Source organism: Candidatus Pelagibacter sp. PS_44 (assembly GCF_059417735.1).
This window is the reverse complement of sequence record NZ_CM182063.1, coordinates 737923-755158: the sequence shown is the minus strand read 5'-3', so window position 1 is coordinate 755158 and position 17236 is coordinate 737923. Positions and strand designations below refer to the sequence as shown.

Annotated in this window: 18 protein-coding genes; 11 read left to right on the top strand and 7 right to left on the bottom strand. The window is 27.6% G+C overall.

Annotation, left to right across the window (positions count from 1 at the left end; genetic code table 11):
- The first annotated feature begins 10 nt into the window (after positions 1–10).
- The 3 genes from AC5SLO_RS04220 to aspS are packed head-to-tail and all read left to right on the top strand — an operon-like array spanning position 11 to position 3534.
- Positions 11–1090 (top strand): hypothetical protein, encoded by a 1080-nt coding sequence (locus AC5SLO_RS04220; RefSeq protein ID WP_494572738.1) that lies wholly within the window; start codon positions 11–13, stop codon positions 1088–1090.
- Positions 1087–1749 carry a P-loop NTPase family protein gene (locus AC5SLO_RS04215; RefSeq protein ID WP_494572737.1) on the top strand — a complete coding sequence of 221 codons (663 nt, stop codon included), beginning with the start codon at positions 1087–1089 and terminating at the stop codon, positions 1747–1749. Before AC5SLO_RS04220 ends, AC5SLO_RS04215 begins: the two co-directional genes overlap by 4 nt.
- Positions 1750–3534, top strand: a complete 1785-nt coding sequence (gene aspS, locus AC5SLO_RS04210; protein WP_494572736.1) for an aspartate--tRNA ligase — start codon at positions 1750–1752, stop codon at positions 3532–3534.
- Between the two features lies 1 nt (position 3535).
- On the opposite strand, the gene AC5SLO_RS04205 is transcribed toward aspS, so the two are convergent.
- Positions 3536–4357 (bottom strand): TSCPD domain-containing protein, encoded by an 822-nt coding sequence (locus AC5SLO_RS04205; protein ID WP_494572735.1) that lies wholly within the window; start codon positions 4355–4357, stop codon positions 3536–3538.
- A gap of 114 nt (positions 4358–4471) precedes the next feature.
- Between AC5SLO_RS04205 and AC5SLO_RS04200 the strand changes: the two genes are divergently transcribed.
- Together AC5SLO_RS04200 and AC5SLO_RS04195 are read left to right on the top strand one after the other, a co-directional pair.
- Positions 4472–4831 (top strand): NADH-ubiquinone oxidoreductase subunit NDUFA12 family protein, encoded by a 360-nt coding sequence (locus AC5SLO_RS04200; protein ID WP_494572734.1) that lies wholly within the window; start codon positions 4472–4474, stop codon positions 4829–4831.
- The gene (locus AC5SLO_RS04195; RefSeq protein ID WP_494572733.1) at positions 4791–5198 is read left to right on the top strand and encodes a DUF2155 domain-containing protein; all 408 of its coding nucleotides are present in this window, start codon (positions 4791–4793) and stop codon (positions 5196–5198) included. Before AC5SLO_RS04200 ends, AC5SLO_RS04195 begins: the two co-directional genes overlap by 41 nt.
- Here the strand turns inward: AC5SLO_RS04195 and accC are convergent.
- From accC to aroQ, 3 genes are read right to left on the bottom strand one after another with little or no spacing between them, the layout of a single operon-like run.
- A complete protein-coding gene (accC, locus tag AC5SLO_RS04190) occupies positions 5195–6532 on the bottom strand; it encodes an acetyl-CoA carboxylase biotin carboxylase subunit (protein ID WP_494572732.1) in 1338 nt (445 codons plus the stop codon). The genes AC5SLO_RS04195 and accC overlap by 4 nt on opposite strands.
- Positions 6532–6960: an acetyl-CoA carboxylase biotin carboxyl carrier protein gene (locus AC5SLO_RS04185; RefSeq protein ID WP_494572731.1), complete on the bottom strand. Its 429-nt coding sequence runs from the start codon at positions 6958–6960 to the stop codon at positions 6532–6534. The genes accC and AC5SLO_RS04185 overlap by 1 nt, the downstream gene beginning before the upstream one ends.
- Positions 6957–7397 (bottom strand): type II 3-dehydroquinate dehydratase, encoded by a 441-nt coding sequence (gene aroQ, locus AC5SLO_RS04180; RefSeq protein ID WP_494572730.1) that lies wholly within the window; start codon positions 7395–7397, stop codon positions 6957–6959. Before aroQ ends, AC5SLO_RS04185 begins: the two co-directional genes overlap by 4 nt.
- Before the next feature lie 16 nt (positions 7398–7413).
- Between aroQ and thiS the strand changes: the two genes are divergently transcribed.
- On the top strand, positions 7414–7632 hold the full coding sequence (thiS, locus tag AC5SLO_RS04175) for a sulfur carrier protein ThiS (RefSeq protein WP_494572729.1): 219 nt from the start codon (positions 7414–7416) through the stop codon (positions 7630–7632).
- Between the two features lie 2 nt (positions 7633–7634).
- Entirely contained in the window at positions 7635–8408 is a 774-nt protein-coding gene (locus AC5SLO_RS04170; protein WP_494572728.1) for a thiazole synthase, read from the top strand.
- On the opposite strand, the gene AC5SLO_RS04165 is transcribed toward AC5SLO_RS04170, so the two are convergent.
- Positions 8405–10252: an Rne/Rng family ribonuclease gene (locus AC5SLO_RS04165; protein ID WP_494572727.1), complete on the bottom strand. Its 1848-nt coding sequence runs from the start codon at positions 10250–10252 to the stop codon at positions 8405–8407. The genes AC5SLO_RS04170 and AC5SLO_RS04165 overlap by 4 nt on opposite strands.
- Before the next feature lie 99 nt (positions 10253–10351).
- Here AC5SLO_RS04165 and AC5SLO_RS04160 point away from each other — a divergent pair, with 99 nt between their 5' ends.
- The 3 genes from AC5SLO_RS04160 (at position 10352) to AC5SLO_RS04150 (ending at position 14451) form a co-directional block, all read left to right on the top strand.
- Positions 10352–12691 carry a penicillin-binding protein 1A gene (locus tag AC5SLO_RS04160; RefSeq protein ID WP_494572726.1) on the top strand — a complete coding sequence of 780 codons (2340 nt, stop codon included), beginning with the start codon at positions 10352–10354 and terminating at the stop codon, positions 12689–12691.
- Between the two features lie 63 nt (positions 12692–12754).
- Positions 12755–13786 (top strand): peptide chain release factor 2, encoded by a 1032-nt coding sequence (gene prfB / locus AC5SLO_RS04155; protein ID WP_494573784.1) that lies wholly within the window; start codon positions 12755–12757, stop codon positions 13784–13786.
- Positions 13783–14451 carry a hypothetical protein gene (locus tag AC5SLO_RS04150; protein WP_494572725.1) on the top strand — a complete coding sequence of 223 codons (669 nt, stop codon included), beginning with the start codon at positions 13783–13785 and terminating at the stop codon, positions 14449–14451. The genes prfB and AC5SLO_RS04150 overlap by 4 nt, the downstream gene beginning before the upstream one ends.
- Positions 14452–14476: 25 nt before the next feature.
- Here AC5SLO_RS04150 and AC5SLO_RS04145 read toward each other — a convergent pair whose 3' ends face one another.
- Positions 14477–14692, bottom strand: a complete 216-nt coding sequence (locus tag AC5SLO_RS04145; protein ID WP_494572724.1) for a hypothetical protein — start codon at positions 14690–14692, stop codon at positions 14477–14479.
- A 64-nt stretch (positions 14693–14756) separates the two neighbouring features.
- Between AC5SLO_RS04145 and AC5SLO_RS04140 the strand changes: the two genes are divergently transcribed.
- Positions 14757–15980 (top strand): hypothetical protein, encoded by a 1224-nt coding sequence (locus AC5SLO_RS04140; RefSeq protein WP_494572723.1) that lies wholly within the window; start codon positions 14757–14759, stop codon positions 15978–15980.
- On the opposite strand, the gene tyrS is transcribed toward AC5SLO_RS04140, so the two are convergent.
- On the bottom strand, positions 15977–17206 hold the full coding sequence (gene tyrS, locus AC5SLO_RS04135; RefSeq protein WP_494572722.1) for a tyrosine--tRNA ligase: 1230 nt from the start codon (positions 17204–17206) through the stop codon (positions 15977–15979). The two genes, AC5SLO_RS04140 and tyrS, sit on opposite strands and share 4 nt — an antisense overlap.
- Between the last annotated feature and the right edge of the window lie 30 nt (positions 17207–17236).

The window sequence follows — 17236 nt, the reverse complement described above, 5'->3', positions numbered from 1 at the left end:
AGTATAAAATATGCAAATTTTTAATAAATTTTTAAGATTTTCAAAACTATATATAATTTTTAGCTATATCGTTCTATTTTTAATAATTTTTTCCACAAGCTATTTGCATGCCAATGCATTTAAAGTATCAAATATTGAAATTTCTTCATCATTTGAGTTAAATTTCCAAAAAAATACTGTAATTGATGATGGTTTTAAAACTTCTTTCATTAATCTTTTGTCAATGATCACAACTACTACCGATAAAAAAAAGATTAAAAATACTCCAATTATTAAAATTAAAGAAATGATAGATTCATTTACAATCTCCAAGGAGAAATTTGTCGCCAATGAGTACTTTGCTACTCTTGAAACAACTTTTAATAAAAAAAAAGTTTTAAAGTTTCTTGAAAATAAAAATATTTTTCCATCAGCACCTATAAAAAATAAAGTTTTATTGATACCTGTTTTATTCGACACTGAAAAAGAAAGAGTCGATCTTTACGATGATAACCCGTTTTATAATAAGTGGAATAATGAAAAAAATAACTTTCAATTATTAGAATATTTCTTACCAAGTGAAGATTTAGATGATCTAAATAATATCCAAGAAGAAATTAACAATATTGAAGTATATGATTTTAATAGATTGGTAAAAAAATATGACATCAAAGATCATATAATATTAATAATTTATAAAACAAAAAATAAAGTAAAAATTTTATCTAAAATAAATTTAGACAATTCAACTAAACTTGTAAATAAAACATATAGTGAAATTAATTTACAAAATGAAACCAATATAGAAAAATTAATTATAGATTTAAAAAATGACTATGAAAATCAATGGAAAAAAAATAATGAAATTAATACATCAATTAAACTTCCAATTACCATTTCTTTAGATTCAAAAGATTATAAAAAAATTTCTAAAATAAAAAATGTTTTAGCAAATATGGACCTTATATCAGAATTTTATACATTAAAATTTGATAATCAAAATTTTCAAATTAGAATAGTTTATAATGGCTCTCCAAAACTATTTTTAAGCGATATGAGGAAACAAAATTTTGATTTAGTCATGACTGACAATGTATGGGTAGTTAAATGAAAAGTCTGAACCAATTATTACTAGATTTTAATTATGAGCAAAATTTTAAAGATGATGATTTTTATGTTGGAAAAAGCAACTATTACACTTTTGAAATTATAAATAAATGGCCAAAATGGGAAAAAAATATTTTAAATATAAGTGGTGAAAAGTTCTCTGGCAAAACTCATCTTGTTAATATTTTTTTAAAAAAATTTAATGGAATTAAGATTGAGTCAAACTTATTAAATAATGAAGATCTTAAAACCATTAAATCCTTTCAATGTATTGTATTAGAGGATTTGACCTTAGAAATTGATGAAAACCTCATTTACACACTTTTCAATATAATTGACCAGGATAATAAATTTTTAATTGTTACATCAAATAAACCGATTGTAGAAATTGATTTTAAGTTACAAGATCTAAGATCTAGAACAAAAAATTGTCTTTTAGCAAAAATTGAAAATCCAGATGATGAGTTAATGTTTGCTATAATACTGAAAAATTTATCAGATAGACAAATTACATTAGATAAAAAGTTGATTGATTATATTATTAAAAGAATAGACAGATCGTATAGCAAAATATTTGAATTCATATATAAAATTGATGAAATTAGTTTAAAAAAGAAAAAATCAATCGATTTTAAAATTATTAATGAGGCTTTAGAAAATTAAGTGAATAAGTATAGAACACATAATTGTAACGAATTATCAATATCCAACAATGGAGAAGAGATTATATTATCCGGATGGATCAACAAAAAAAGAGATCATGGTAATTTGTTATTTATTGATTTGCGCGATAATTATGGAATTACACAATGTATTATAGATAAAAGTAATGAAAGTTTTAAATCTCTTGAAAAAATACAGTTGGAAAGTGTAATAAAAGTTAATGGCAAAGTAATAAAAAGGAGTAATGAAACTATTAATTCAGATTTGCAGTCTGGTGAAATTGAAGTCAATATAAACTCTTTTGAAGTGCTGGGTTCATGCAAAGAACTCCCAATGCCTGTTTTTAGTGATCAGGAATATGCTGAAGAAATAAGACTTAAATATAGATTTTTAGATCTTAGAAGAAAAAAAATTCATGATAATATTCTTTTAAGATCAAAAGTTATTTCTTTCATAAGAAACGAAATGTTTAAATTGGGTTTCTTAGAGTTTCAAACTCCAATTTTAACTTCTTCGAGTCCTGAGGGAGCTAGAGACTTTTTGGTTCCAAGTAGACTAAATCCTGGAAAATTTTATGCCTTACCCCAAGCGCCTCAACAATTTAAACAATTAATAATGGTCTCTGGATTTGATAAATACTTTCAAATTGCACCTTGCTTTAGAGATGAGGATGCTAGAGCAGACAGAAGTCCAGGAGAATTTTATCAGCTTGACCTTGAAATGTCTTTTGTAGAACAGGAAGATGTCTTTAGAGTGGTTGAGCAATTAATAGTAAATGTTTTTAAAGAATTTTCATCCAAGAAATTAATGCATGAAAGCTTTCCAAGAATTTCTTATGAAGAATCTATGCTTAAATATGGTTCTGATAAACCTGATTTAAGAAATCCATTAGTAATATCAGATTTAACAGAAATATTTTCAAGAAAGGATGTAACTTTTGAAATATTTAAAAAACTTGTAAAATCTGGATCAAAAGTAAGATGTATTGTCACAAAAAATACAAAGGATAAACCTAGAAGTTTTTTTGATAACATTGACAAATGGGCTAAAGAGCAGGGAGCATCTGGGTTAGCTTATTTTACAATTGAAAAAGATGATAATGTTTCTGCTAAAGGACCTGTGGGTAAATTTTTCTCAGAAGAATCACTTAAAGAAATAATGAAAATAACTGGTGCTGACATAGGAGACAGTGTATTTTTTGCTTGTGGTAAAATTAATGAAGTTGAAAAGATTACTGCTCTTGCAAGAGATAGGATTGCAAGGGACTTAGACTTAATAGATGAGAATATTTTTGCTTTCTGTTGGATTGTTGATTACCCCATGTTTGAAAAAAATGAGATAACTAATAAAATTGAGTTTAGCCACAATCCATTTTCAATGCCTCAAGGAGATATTAAAGATATAGATTTTGGTAATCCGTTAAAGATTAAAGCTTATCAGTATGATATTGTTTGTAATGGAATAGAACTATCTTCTGGTGCAATAAGAAACCATGTGCCTGAATTAATGTATAAACTATTTTCAATTGCAGGATATCAAAAAAAGCATGTTGATGAAAAATTTAGTGGAATGATTAATGCTCTAAGTTATGGTGCTCCTCCACACGGTGGAATTGCACCTGGTATTGATAGAATTGTAATGCTCTTAGCTAATGAAAAAAATATTAGAGAAGTTACAATGTTTCCAATGAATCAGAATGCTCAAGATCTAATGATGAATGCCCCTTCTGATGTTAGTGAAAATCAACTTAAAGAACTTGGTTTAGCAATAAAGTTGAAAAAGTAATTTACTTTTTACCCTTTAAACTGATCTTAACATCAGATAAATCAACCAAATTTTTCTTATAATTGTTTCTTACAAATCCTTTGCTGGTAATGTCTTTAACAATTTTAAGTAATTGATTTTGATCTTCAGTATTTTCTTCTTCAGGTGATGATCGATCAGATCCTCCGATTGCAGGAGTATGAGCTAGATCCTCTCTATTTTGATAAGAGATAGCGAGCTCCCTAAATATATAATCAAGTATAGACGAAGCACTCATAATTCTATCATTTCCATAAACTTTTCCTGATGGTTCAAACTTTGTATCAACATAAGCACTAATAAATTCATCTAAAGGAACGCCGTATTGTAAGCCTAGTGAAATAGCTATTGCAAAATTATTCATTAAAGCTTTCACCAGCTCTCCTTCTTTACTCGTATCAATAAAGATTTCTCCAATTTTACCATCTTCATATTCTCCAGTGTGAAGATAAACTTTATGATCTCCAATAGTTGCTTTTTGAATATAGCCTTTTCTTCTATCAGGCATACTGAAACGTTTACTTACACCTTCATTAATTTTTTTGACAAAAGTAGTATTATTTTCTTTTGATATTGTTTTTGGCTGACTTTGTTCTGAAATAATATCTAATTTTTTTGTTTCAGTTACTTTATTGTTCGAGTCTAAACTCTTTGTTTTTCTAGTATCAAGCTTTACATCTAAAACTTCGAATTTTCCATCGTCTCTTTTTTCTAGATTAGCCAATTCTTTTTCATTGATGTCATCTAAGTAATGATTAACTTTAAAGCTACATGTATAATATGTTTCAACTAAATATTTTGCCATTTTTCCTTTAATTAATTTTTATTTTGAATCTTAAGATAATTAATTTATATACAAATCCTTACTTTAGTCTAATTTAAATTATACAATTTTAGATTGAAGAAAGAATTAAATTATATGTTGACACTTTTTAAAAAAATTTTTGTTTGGTGGAATCAGGAAACACTTGGAACAAAACTAAAGACTTTATTTTTTGGAAAACTTGTTGGGACTGATTCGACAGGAAACAAATATTACGAAAGTAAAGGTGGTAAAAGATGGGTTATTTATAGTGATGAAATTGATGCATCAAAAATACCTAACGAATGGTACTCGTGGATTCATTTTACAAAAAATAAAATAGAAAATAATCATGATTTAAAAAAATATGATTGGCAAAAACCTCATCAATCTAATCAAACCGGCACATCTAACGCTTATCACCCAAATAAAAATAATGAAGATATTAAAAAAAAGTATACTACCTGGAAAAGTTAGTTTTATATCTTTTTCATTACTAATATTTTTTATAATTTTGTCATCTTCATTGTCTGCTTTAGAAAGTATTCCAAATAGTTTTATTGAGTTAAAAATTTTAGATAAAGTAAGTTCTAAAACCAACTCTTTAAAATTAAATATTGGTGAAGAAGTTAAATTTCAAAATCTTTTAATAAAAAGCCTTAAATGTAAAAATTCAGAGTTTGATGATAATCCAGAAATTACTGCATACATTCAAGTTCAAGATTTAACTAACCGAGATAATAATGAAGTCTTTGTATTTAATGGTTGGACGTTCTCTTCTAGTCCTGCAATCAATCCATTCGATCACCCTGTATATGATATTTGGTTAACAAAATGTTATTAAAATACTTTTTCGTTATCTAACCAACTAACATTAAAATCAGACTCTATAAATTTTTTATGATTAAGAAGAATTTTATGAAGAGGTATTGTTGTTGTGATGCCTTCAATAACAAATTCATCAAGAGATCTATTCATACGTTGAATGGCTTCAGTTCTATTTCTTCCATGAGTAATCACTTTACATACCATACTGTCATAATAAGGAGTAACTTTGTAACCTTGGAATATAGCACCATCCACTCTAGTTCTAAAACCTGAAGGCTGGTGGCACATACCAATTGTACCGGGAGAGGGCTGAAAATTTTTACTAGCATCCTCAGCGTTTATTCTGCATTCTATAGCATGCCCCCTAGGGTTTATATCACTTTGTTTTAAAGCAGTATCTCCAGTGAAAGCAATCCAAATTTGTTCTTTAATAATATCAATACCAGTTACCATTTCAGTAACTGGGTGTTCAACTTGAACACGTGTATTCATTTCAAGAAAATAAAATTTTCCATCTTCATAAATAAATTCTACAGTTCCAGCACCTTCATAACCAATTTTACTTACCATATTGACTGTTCTTTCAAAAAGATCTTTTCTTATTTGATCAGTTAAAACAGGGCTTGGAGTTTCTTCGATTAATTTTTGATGTCGTCTTTGTACAGAACAATCTCTTTCATGCAAATGAACTGTTCTATTTTTACCAGATAAAACTTGAACTTCTATATGTCTTGGATTTTGAAAAAATTTTTCTATATATACTTCATCATTGCCAAAGTATTTTTGTGCTTCAGACTTGGCTGTTGAAAAAGAATTTTCAAATTCTTCTTCTTTATGAACTATCTTCATTCCTTTACCACCACCGCCACCAGAAGCTTTAATTAAAACAGGGAAGCCAATTTTTTTACATAGTTCTTTTGCTTGTTTAATATCTTTTACACCACCTTCGGATCCTTCAATAACAGGCAAACCATGTTCTTTTGCAATTCTTTTTGCTTGAATTTTATCACCCATCATTTCTATAAGTTTGGATGACGCTCCAATAAACTTAATATTATTCTCTTCTAGTACTCTAGCAAAGTTAGCATTTTCAGATAAAAAACCGTAGCCTGGATGAACAGCTTCAGCTTTTGTAAGTTCAATAGCTGACATTAATGCTGGAATATTTAAATAACTATTTGCAGGTTGATGTGAGCCTATACAAACACTTTCGTCTGCTAATCTTACATGCATACTATCTCTGTCAACGTCAGAGTGCACCGCAACTGTAGCAATTCCCCATTCTTTACAGGCCCTTATAACTCTAACTGCAATTTCACCTCTATTTGCAATTAAAATTTTTTTAAACATTACTCTACGATGATAATCGTTTGACCATACTCAACAGGTTGGCCATCTTCTACACAAATCTCTTTTACTATTCCTTCAGCTGTAGATGGTATGTGGTTCATAGTTTTCATTGCTTCAACAATCATAACTGTTTCACCTTTTTTAATTTTTTTTCCCACTTCAATGAACTTTTTAGCTCCAGGTTCCGGAGCATGGTAGGCAGTTCCAATAATAGGAGATTTTACTTCAGTTCCAGTAATAGCAGGTTTGGCTGTTTCTTTATTTAATGAAGGAGTGAGCTGAGTTGCAACACTCGAATTTGTAGAAACAGTATTGGTTGATTTTGATACTTTTATTTTTGTATCTTTTTCTGTGTACTCAATTTCAGTTAAATTAAACTCATTAAGATAATCAGTTAATTCTTTGATAATATTTTTATCTATTTTCATTTTTCTAACATGTCTTGCATAGAAATTATGGCTAAAATATATCCAAAATCTCCAAGGCCAAAAATACCTCCAGTAACAATATCGCTAATTAGAGATTTTTGTCTAAATTCTTCTCTTTTATATATATTTGAAATATGAAGTTCAATGATTGGTTTTTTAAAGATATCTAAAGCATCTCTTATAGCAACAGAAGTGTGTGTAAAACCGGCAGCGTTAATGATTATACCGTCATGTTCATTTTTTGATTTTTGTATACGAGTAACAATTTCACCTTCAATATTTGATTGATAAAATTCTAAATTAATATTTAATTCTTTAGCTTTAGCTTGGCAGTTTTCTTTTAGTTGTTCAAAAGTTATAGTACCATATTGTGATTGTTCTCTTTTACCCAATAGATTAAGATTGGGGCCGTTAATAACTATAATATTATTACTCATCAGAGACTTATATAGTATGAAAAAAATAAAAAAAATAAAAATTAAAGTTAATGGTAAATTTTCGACAATAAATGAAAATTTAAGTCTTTTTACCTTACTGAATCAGCTTAAAATTCCTTTAAAAAAAGTTGCAATTGAATTAAATCACGAAATAGTAGATAAAAAAAAACTAAATAATATCAAATTAAAAAAAGACGACAAGATAGAGATTGTTCACTTTATTGGAGGTGGTTAAAATTGATAAACGATAAATTAATTATTGCAAAAAAAAAATTTAATTCCAGATTAATTGTTGGCACTGGAAAGTATAAAACGATGTCTGAATGTGCAAAAGCAATTAAATTATCTGGTGCAGATATTGTTACTGTTGCGGTACGAAGAGTAAATATTTCTGATAAAAAAAAACCATTATTGATGGATTATATTGACCCAAAAAAAATTACCTATTTACCCAACACAGCTGGCTGCTTCACTTCAAAGGAAGCTCTTAGAACCTTAAGATTAGCAAGAGAAATTGGAGGATGGAAATTGGTCAAGTTAGAGGTTCTAGGTGATAAAAAAAATTTATTCCCTGATATGATAGAAACTTTAAGATCAACTGAAGTTCTAACCAAGGAAGGTTTTAAGGTTATGGTTTACTGTAATGATGACCCATTGATGGCTAAAAGATTAGAAAATGTGGGAGCGAGTGCAATAATGCCATTGGCAGCTCCTATTGGCTCAGGCCTTGGTATTTTGAATCCAACAAATATAAAGATAATAAGAAGTCAGACAAAACTTCCAGTAATAGTTGACGCAGGATTAGGACAGGCTTCAGATGCAACTATTGCTATGGAGTTGGGTTGCGATGGTGTTTTGGCTAACACTGCTATTGCAAAAGCTAAAAAACCTTTTTTAATGTCTTTAGCCTTTAAAGATGCAGTTATAGCTGGGAGACAATCATACTTAGCTGGTAGAATAGAAAAAACTATTTATGGCAGTGCTTCTTCGCCAACTACTGGAATTATTTAAGCAGCTGGATTTTTATAAAATTTCTTTTTAAAAAAAGGCTTTTTCTTTAATGGTTTTTTTTTATTAGAAATTTCATAAGTTTTAGCTTCTTTTTTTTGATCCTCTAGATTTTTTAATTTTTCAAAGTGCTCTACAATCTCAATAGTTTTTTTACTCTTATTTTGTAAATTAATTATATATTCAGGAATTATTAAAGTGTTATCTGCAATAATATCTATCTTTATAAGGTTTTTTTCTTCAAAAAATTTTAAATCTTCTATGAAATTTTCTTTCATAAAATCAGAAATTTTTTGACAAATCTTTAATTCAACAAACTTCGCTTTAGTTAAAACAGCTTTTACTTCTACCATTTTAAGTATTTTAAGTGAAAATGACTCATCAGTTAGCGTTACTTTCCATTTTATAGCACTTTCTCGCAATCTCTGCCTTGACATTTCTAGTAGACCAAATGTACTAATTCTACCTATTTGTATTCTTGCTCTATCAGTTCTACATTTTTCTTTCAGTCTTCTTTCGACCAATCTTCTATTACCAAAGCTTAACATGTCAATAAAATCTATAATTATTAAGCCAGATAAATCTCTAATCTTTATTTGTCTTGATATTTCATCAGCTGCTTCTAAATTTGTATCTAAAGCTGTACTTTCAACATTTTTTTGTTTTATCGAACTTCCAGAGTTTATATCAATAGAAACTAAAGCTTCTGTTGGATTGATAACCAAATAACCACCAGATTTTAATTTTATTTCTGTGTCATAAATTTGATTTAACTTTTCTTCAATATTTTCTTTAAAAAAAAGAGGAGTTTTCTCTCGATATTTTTTTATTTTTTTTACATGTGAGGGCATCATTAATTTCATAAACCCTTGCGCTTTTTTATATGCTTCATTTCCCTCTATAACAATACTGTTAGTATCTTCGTCATATATATCTCTTAAAGTTCTTTTTATAATATCACTTTCTTGATGAATTAAAGAAGGTGCAATTGAATTTAGAGCTGTTTCTTTTATTTCATTCCATGTTTTAATTAATGTTTGTAGATCATGATCTATATCGTTTTTAGTTTTATTAGATCCTGCTGTTCTAACTATAAGACCCATTTCTTTTGGTATAACTATCTCATTCAAAATTGTTCTAATTTTTTTTCTTTCCCCTGGATTAAATATTTTACGAGATATTCCACCTCCTTTTGGAGTATTAGGCATTAACACAATATATTTACCAGCAATTGAAATAAAAGTGCTTAAGGCAGCACCTTTTTGTCCTCTTTCATCTTTTAAGACTTGAACCAAAATTACTTGATTTGGTTTGATAACTTCTTGGATTTTATATCTCTTGGCTCTAAATCTTGATTGTGGTTTTTTAACATTTTCGATTTCAGGTATTTCTTTAACGCCTCCATCTATAATGGCTTCTTCTGATGCAACTAATTCTTCAGATGTATTTAATTCTAAATCCAATACAGGTTGAGCCTCAACTGGGTCGTTTATATCTAAATTACCCTCATTAATATTTTTTTGCTCTTCTTTTTCACTTTCCTTTAAAAGCTCTTCTCTTTCTCTTTCTTCCTCTTCTTTGATCTTAATTAAATCACTCTGAGGAATTTGATAGTAGTCAGATTGAATGTCGTTGAATGATAAAAATCCATGTCTTTCTCTGCCAAAATCTATAAATGCAGCCTGCAGAGAGGGCTCAACTCTACTGACTTTACCAAGATAGATATTGTTTTTAATTAGATTATTTTTTAAACCTTCGTATTCGTAGTCTTCGATATTATCGCCAGATTTAAGAACAACTCTAGTTTCGTTTGGATGCGAAGCATCAATGTATAAATTTTTTCCCATATATTTTTGATTAATTGTTTCATTATATTTAAATAATTTTAAATTTTGTTTTAACTTTGATGCCTTATCTTTAACAAATTCATATATATATTAAAGTTAATGCATCGATTAATTAAAAATATATTTATACTAATTTTAAGCTTTGGTCTATTGTCTGCATTATCAATAATAGCAGTTTTATGGGCTTTTTCTAATAATTTGCCTGATTATAAATTTCTAAAGAACTATAAACCTGCTGTTTCAAGCAAAGTTTACTCAGGAGATGGTGAATTAGTAAATGATTTCTCTTCAGAAAAAAGAATTTTTGTTCCCTATAAAGCAATATCTGAAAAAGTTATAAATTCTTTTCTATCAGCTGAAGATAAAAATTTTTTTTATCATCCTGGTGTAGATGCAAAAGGGGTACTTAGAGCTGTGGTCAATAATATATCTAATATTATTGCATCAAGAAGACTAGAAGGTGCATCAACTATAACACAACAAGTAGCTAAAAATTTTTTATTAACAAATGAAGTTAGTTTAAATAGAAAAATAAAAGAAGCAATTCTCGCATTTAGAATTGAGAGAGCACTTTCAAAAGAAAGAATATTAGAACTTTATTTAAATCAAATTTATCTTGGAGAAGGAACTTATGGTGTAGCATCTGCAAGTCTTGAGTATTTTGATAAGCCAATTAGTGAATTAAACTATGAAGAAGCAGCTATGTTGGCGGCATTACCCAAAGCTCCTAGCAGATATAATCCATATAAAAATATTAAATTAGCAAAGTTTAGAAGAGACCTAGTGTTAAAAAATCTTTTAGAAAATGGCTACATAAATGAAAGCGATTACAAGAAATTCACTAATAATAAAATCAGTTTAAAAAAAAGAAAAAAAACTTTTACAGAAGATACCAGTTATTACGTAGAAGATATTAGAAAAGATGTTGTTGAGAAATTAGGGTTTGATAAAGTCTATAAACAAGGATTGAATATAAGCACCCCAATTAATTTAGATTTACAAAAAATTGCAATAAAATCTTTAAGAGAAGGACTAATAAGTTATGATAAAAGAAGAGGGTGGAGAGGTCCAATAATTAATAGTAAAAAATTAGATAATTGGAACAAAGATATTAATTTAGATAAATTTAGATTAGAAAAATCAATTAACTGGGAGATTGCTATAGTAATAAAGATTGATAAGTTTTTTGTAGATGTTGAAACAGAAAATAAAGAAAATGGCATCATAAAATATGAAAATATTTCTTGGGTAAAAAAAGAGTTTGATCAAATACTAAAAGTTGGTGATATAATTTATGTTGAAAAATTAAAAGGTAATACTTTTGCTTTAAGACAGCTACCCGAAGTTAATGGGGGAATAGTTGTTATGGATCCATTTACAGGAAGAGTGCTAGCACTAAGTGGTGGTTTTAGTTTTAAAAAAAGTGAGTTTAATAGAGCAACTCAAGCATTAAGACAACCTGGATCAGCATTTAAACCATTCATATATGCGTTGGCACTTGAGAATGGATATACGCCATCAACTTTAATATTAGATGCTCCTCTCGTTTTAGAGCAGGGATCAGATCTTAAGATGTGGAAACCAGAAAATTATGGAAAAAAATTCTATGGTCCTTCAACTTTACGAATGGGATTAGAAAAATCTAGAAATTTGATGACTGTAAGAATAGCCCAAGATCTAGGTCTTAAGAAGATAGTTAATTTTTCAAAACAACTAAAAATTTACGAAGATCCAAGTGAACTATTATCAATCTCACTTGGTTCAGCTGAAACAACACTATTAAAATTAACATCAGCTTACTCATCTTTTGTTAACGGAGGAAAGCTTATAATGCCCATAATGATTGACAGAATTCAAGATAGTGAAGGAAATACGATATTCAATAATGAGAAACGAAAGTGTATTAACTGTGATCAGATTTCTTATTTAAGTGAAAATTACCCAAATATTAGAGACGAATTTTTACAAATTTTTTCTTCTGAAACTGCTTATCAAATGACATCAATACTAGAAGGTACCGTTCAAAATGGTACAGGAAAAAATTTAAAAGATTTAAACTTAGATATTGGTGGAAAAACTGGTACCACTAATAGCAATACCGATACATGGTTCATAGGCTTTACTTCAAAACTTGTAATTGGTGCCTATGTTGGGTTTGATAATCCCAAATCGTTAGGAAAATATGAAACTGGGGCAAAAACAGCATTACCAATTTTTAAAAATTTTGTAAAAAACGCAGTTAAAAAAGAAGAAGCTAGACCATTCAAAGTTGCAGATAATATTATCATGAAGGTAATAGATCCAATCACTGGAAAAAAACCAAGCTCATCAACTAAATCAACCATAATTGAGGCATATAAAAATTTACCTGATGATAATTTAGCAAATCAAGATATTAACAATAGATTAAAAAACAATAATATATTAAGGTTTTATTAATGGATAACGAATACATAAATCACAAATTAGAAATCGAAAAAATTAACCACAGAGTTAAGGAGTATCTTTGAAAAAAATGATATTCGTCAAAAATTAGAAAAAAATAATACAAAGATGTTAGAAAGTAATTTCTGGCAGAATAAATCTATCTCACAAAAAATAATTAAAGAAAAAAAGCTATATGAAGACTTAATAAATTCATATGAGAATACTTCTGTATCTCTTACCGATTTAGATGAATTAAATAATTTAGCCACAGAAGAAAAAAATCAATCAATAATTAAAGAAGTTTTAGAAAGTATTATAAAATTAAAAAAGACAGCCAAAGAGAATGAAACAAAATGTTTCCTGTCTAATGAAACCGATAGTTTAGATTGCTATGTAGAAATACATGCGGGCGCAGGAGGCACAGAAAGTCAAGATTGGGCAGAAATGCTAAGAAGAATGTATTTAAAATGGTCTGACATAAAAGGTTTTAACTCAGAATTAATTAGTGAGCATAAAGGAGACGAAGCAGGAATAAAATCTTCAACAATTAAAATTGAAGGTGACTATGTTTTTGGTTGGCTAAAGTCTGAGTCAGGTATTCATAGATTGGTTAGAATTTCTCCATTTGACTCAGGAGCAAGAAGACATACTAGCTTTGCTAGCGTATGGATGTATCCTATAGTAGACGAAAATATTGATATTGAAATTATTGAAAAAGATTTAAGAATAGATACTTACAGATCTAGTGGTGCAGGAGGACAACATGTTAATACAACAGACAGCGCTGTTAGAATTACGCACCTACCAACTAAAATAGTTGTTCAGTGTCAAAATGAAAGATCTCAACATAAAAATAAAGAAACCTGTATGAATATGCTTAAAGCGAGACTTTATGATTTTGAAATGAAGAAAAAAGAAAAAGATAGTCAAAATTTAGAGTCTTCAAAATCAGAAATAGGATGGGGTCACCAAATTAGATCTTATGTCTTACACCCATATAGAATGGTAAAAGATAACAGAACCAATTTTGAAAGCTCTAATCCTGATAAAGTGCTAGATGGAGAAATTGACGACTTTTTAGAGAGTTCCCTATATAAAGTAAAATGATTAAAGGAATAATTAAAACTCTATTAACTGTTATTTTAGTCTTAATCCTAGGAATATTATATCTAAGCATATTTGGTTTAAAAACAGAAAAATTTAATAATCAGATTAAAAAAAGCATTTCAGAAGTTAACAGTAAAATTAATTTTCAAATAAATGATGTTAAATATTTATTAAATCTAAAAGATTTAAGTATAAATATTTCGACAAACAATTCCAAATTATCAATTGATGATAAACTGATTGATATAAAGAATGTTAAAACAAATATTTCAATAAAATCTTTTATCAACAATCAATATTTAATTAATGATTTAGAAATCTCAACTGCTGAAATAAAGATTAAAGACTTATTATTCTTTACTAGAGAAGTTCACAATTCTCCTCAATTATTTATTTTAAGTAAAATTATTAAGGATGGTTCAATTGAAGTTGATGCTAGTATAAACTTTGATACTAATGGTAAAATTAAAAATGACTATCAGATCAAAGGATCTATTAAAAATGCAAGATTGGATTTATTAAATCAGTCAACCATTAACGATTTAAACTTTTTATTTAATTTAAATAAAAATCAATATTCATTAAGTAAAATTAAAACTTCTTTTAATGAAATTAAATTTAATTCACCGCTGATTGAAATTAAAAAAAAAAAGATTTATATTTAATAGATGGAATATTTTTAACAAAAAATCAAAAATTAGATGGTGATGATTTAAATTTTATATCCAAAGGTTTAATTAATCTTAAAGATATAAATGAAATTGAATTTAGCTCTAACAACAAACTTTCATTTGAAATTAATAAGAAATTTAAGATTAATAAACTTGATATTGAAACTACACTTGACTTAGATAAGTTAATTTTTTCTAAAAAATTTATTGATTTAAGTGCGTATTTAAAAAACACAAAAGAAGAAATATTATTTGAAAAAAATAAAATTCAAATTAATTACAAAAAAGACAAACTGAAAGTGAAAGGAACTGGTAGTATTTTTTTTACTGATAAATCTGAACAAATAACTTATGAGATTATTAAGAATAATGATCAATTTTCATTTAATACTAAATTTAATATTAAAAATAATTCCTTCCAAATTGCTCCTCTAAATTATGAAAAAAAAGAAGATGTAAACTCTATAATTATAATAAATGGGGACTTCAAAAAAGGAAACTTACTTAAATTTAAAACTATCTCTTTAGAAGAAAACAAAAATAAAATTTTGATTAACAATTTAAAGCTAGATAAAAATTTTAAAGTTTTAGATATAGAAAAAGCTAATATCAATTATAAAAATAAAAATAAAATTCTTAATAAAATCAATTTAAGAAAAGATAGTTCCAATTTTATTGTTGAGGGAGATAACCTAGATTTATCAAAGCTAATTGATAATATCATGGACAGCGATGATGAAAATTCTTCTATTTTTGAAAATCTTAACAGTAGAGTCGATATAAATATTAAAAAAACTTATATTGATGAAATTAATCATCTCAATAATTTATCAGGATATGTAATTTTAAAAAATAATAAGATTAACAATCTAATACTTGATGCAGACTTTCCAAATGATAAAAAGATTTCACTTACAGTGTTAATTAATGATGCAAAGGAAACTACCACAAGTCTAATTACAGATTACCCAAAACCATTAATTAAGAGATATAAATTTATAAAAGGATTTGAAGAAGGAAATTTAAATTTTAAATCCATTAAAAAGGATGGTGTATCGAACTCAGTGTTAATTATTGATGACTTTAAAGTTCAAAAAGTTCCTATTTTTGCTAAACTTTTAAGCTTAGCTTCACTTCAGGGAATAGCAGATATTCTTACTGGTGAAGGAATAAGATTTACTGACCTCGAAATGAGATTTTCTAATAAAAAAGGCCTTACTAATATTGATGAAATGTATGCCATAGGGCCAGCTGTATCGATATTAATGGATGGTTATATAGAAAGTAAAAAATTAGTTAGTCTACGAGGAACGTTAGTGCCAGCAACAACAGTAAATAGATCCATTGCTTCGATACCATTTGTAGGTGATTTATTAATTGGAGATAAGGTTGGAGAGGGAGTATTTGGCGTTAGCTTTAAAATTAAAGGACCACCAGAAGACTTATCAACTACTGTTAATCCTGTTAAAACTTTAACACCAAGATTTATTACAAGAACTCTAGAAAAATTAAAAAAGAACTAAATTAATTCTACTTTTATATGTTTTTTTTTACCTAAAGAGAGCTTTATTAAATTATCCTTAAACAAAGTTTTAGAGATAAGCATTTTTTCATCAGAGATAGTTTGATTATTAATTTTAACGCCATTTCCTTTAATTAATCTTCTAATTTCACTTTTGGAATTCTCTAACTTCGACATAACTATTAGATCTATGATGTTAAGTTGATTGCCTAATTTTTTTTTCATAATTTGAATAGTTGGTAAATTGTCTCCCAGCACTCTACCCTCAAACGTTTGTTTTGCTGTTTCTTCAGATCTTTTTGCTTCTTCATCACCATGTAGCATAGCAGTAGTTTTATTTGCTAATAAAATTTTTAGTTCATTTATATTTTTATCTTTAACAGTTTCAATTTCTTCCAATGTAATATCTGTAAAAATTTTTAAAAACTTTAAAACATCACGATCATCAATATTTCTCCAAAATTGCCAATAATCATAACCAGAAAGAAATCTTTTATCTAACCAAACAGCACCAGATTCTGTTTTTCCCATCTTTGCTCCAGAGGCTAGAGTTATTAAAGGTGTAGTGAGGCCATAAACATGTTTATTTGAATATCGTTTAATTAATTCAACACCATTGACAATATTTCCCCATTGATCAGAACCACCAATTTGCAACATACAATTTTCTTTTTTATTTAGTTCAAGAAAATCATATGCTTGTAAAATCATATAATTAAATTCCATGTAACTCAAAGATTGCTCTCTTTCCAATCTAGTTTTAACACTATCAAAACTTAACATCTTATTTATTGTAAAATGTTTTCCAATATCTCTTAAAAAAGAAATGTAATTTAAGTTTTTTAGCCAAGAATAATTATTTACGAATATAGGTTTTGTTTTTGGGTTAGTATCAGTTAAAAAATTTTTTAATATTTTTTTAATATTCTTAATATTTTTTTCAATTTCTTCTTCTGATAAAATAGTTCTAGTTTTATCTTTTCCTGATGGATCTCCAATTCTAGTTGTCCCTCCACCCAGTAACACTATAGGTCGATGACCATGTTTTTGCAGCAATCTAAGACACATAATTTGAAGCAAGCTTCCAACATGAAGACTTTCAGCTGTACAATCAAAACCAATGTAAGCATTAATTTTTTCTTTATCAAGTAATTGAGATAGATTTTCTTCTCCGGTACATTGGTAAAAAAAACCTCTTTCTTTAAATTCTTTTAAAAAAATATTCATAAATATGCTATCAAGAATATACAATATTTA

Bases quoted from the DNA above. Each gene is read 5' to 3' on its own strand.
- accC (WP_494572732.1), bottom strand. From the start codon at position 6,532: ATGTTTAAAAAAATTTTAATTGCAAATAGAGGTGAAATTGCAGTTAGA.
- AC5SLO_RS04165 (WP_494572727.1), bottom strand. From the start codon at position 10,252: ATGGGAAAAAATTTATACATTGATGCTTCGCATCCAAACGAAACTAGA.
- aroQ (WP_494572730.1), bottom strand. From the start codon at position 7,397: ATGAGTAATAATATTATAGTTATTAACGGCCCCAATCTTAATCTATTG.
- AC5SLO_RS04205 (WP_494572735.1), bottom strand. From the start codon at position 4,357: ATGGCAAAATATTTAGTTGAAACATATTATACATGTAGCTTTAAAGTT.
- thiS (WP_494572729.1), top strand. From the start codon at position 7,414: ATGAAAAAAATAAAAAAAATAAAAATTAAAGTTAATGGTAAATTTTCG.
- AC5SLO_RS04160 (WP_494572726.1), top strand. From the start codon at position 10,352: ATGCATCGATTAATTAAAAATATATTTATACTAATTTTAAGCTTTGGT.
- AC5SLO_RS04220 (WP_494572738.1), top strand. From the start codon at position 11: ATGCAAATTTTTAATAAATTTTTAAGATTTTCAAAACTATATATAATT.
- AC5SLO_RS04215 (WP_494572737.1), top strand. From the start codon at position 1,087: ATGAAAAGTCTGAACCAATTATTACTAGATTTTAATTATGAGCAAAAT.
- AC5SLO_RS04195 (WP_494572733.1), top strand. From the start codon at position 4,791: ATGAAGATATTAAAAAAAAGTATACTACCTGGAAAAGTTAGTTTTATA.
- AC5SLO_RS04185 (WP_494572731.1), bottom strand. From the start codon at position 6,960: ATGAAAATAGATAAAAATATTATCAAAGAATTAACTGATTATCTTAAT.
- AC5SLO_RS04150 (WP_494572725.1), top strand. From the start codon at position 13,783: ATGATTAAAGGAATAATTAAAACTCTATTAACTGTTATTTTAGTCTTA.
- AC5SLO_RS04200 (WP_494572734.1), top strand. From the start codon at position 4,472: ATGTTGACACTTTTTAAAAAAATTTTTGTTTGGTGGAATCAGGAAACA.
- tyrS (WP_494572722.1), bottom strand. From the start codon at position 17,206: ATGAATATTTTTTTAAAAGAATTTAAAGAAAGAGGTTTTTTTTACCAA.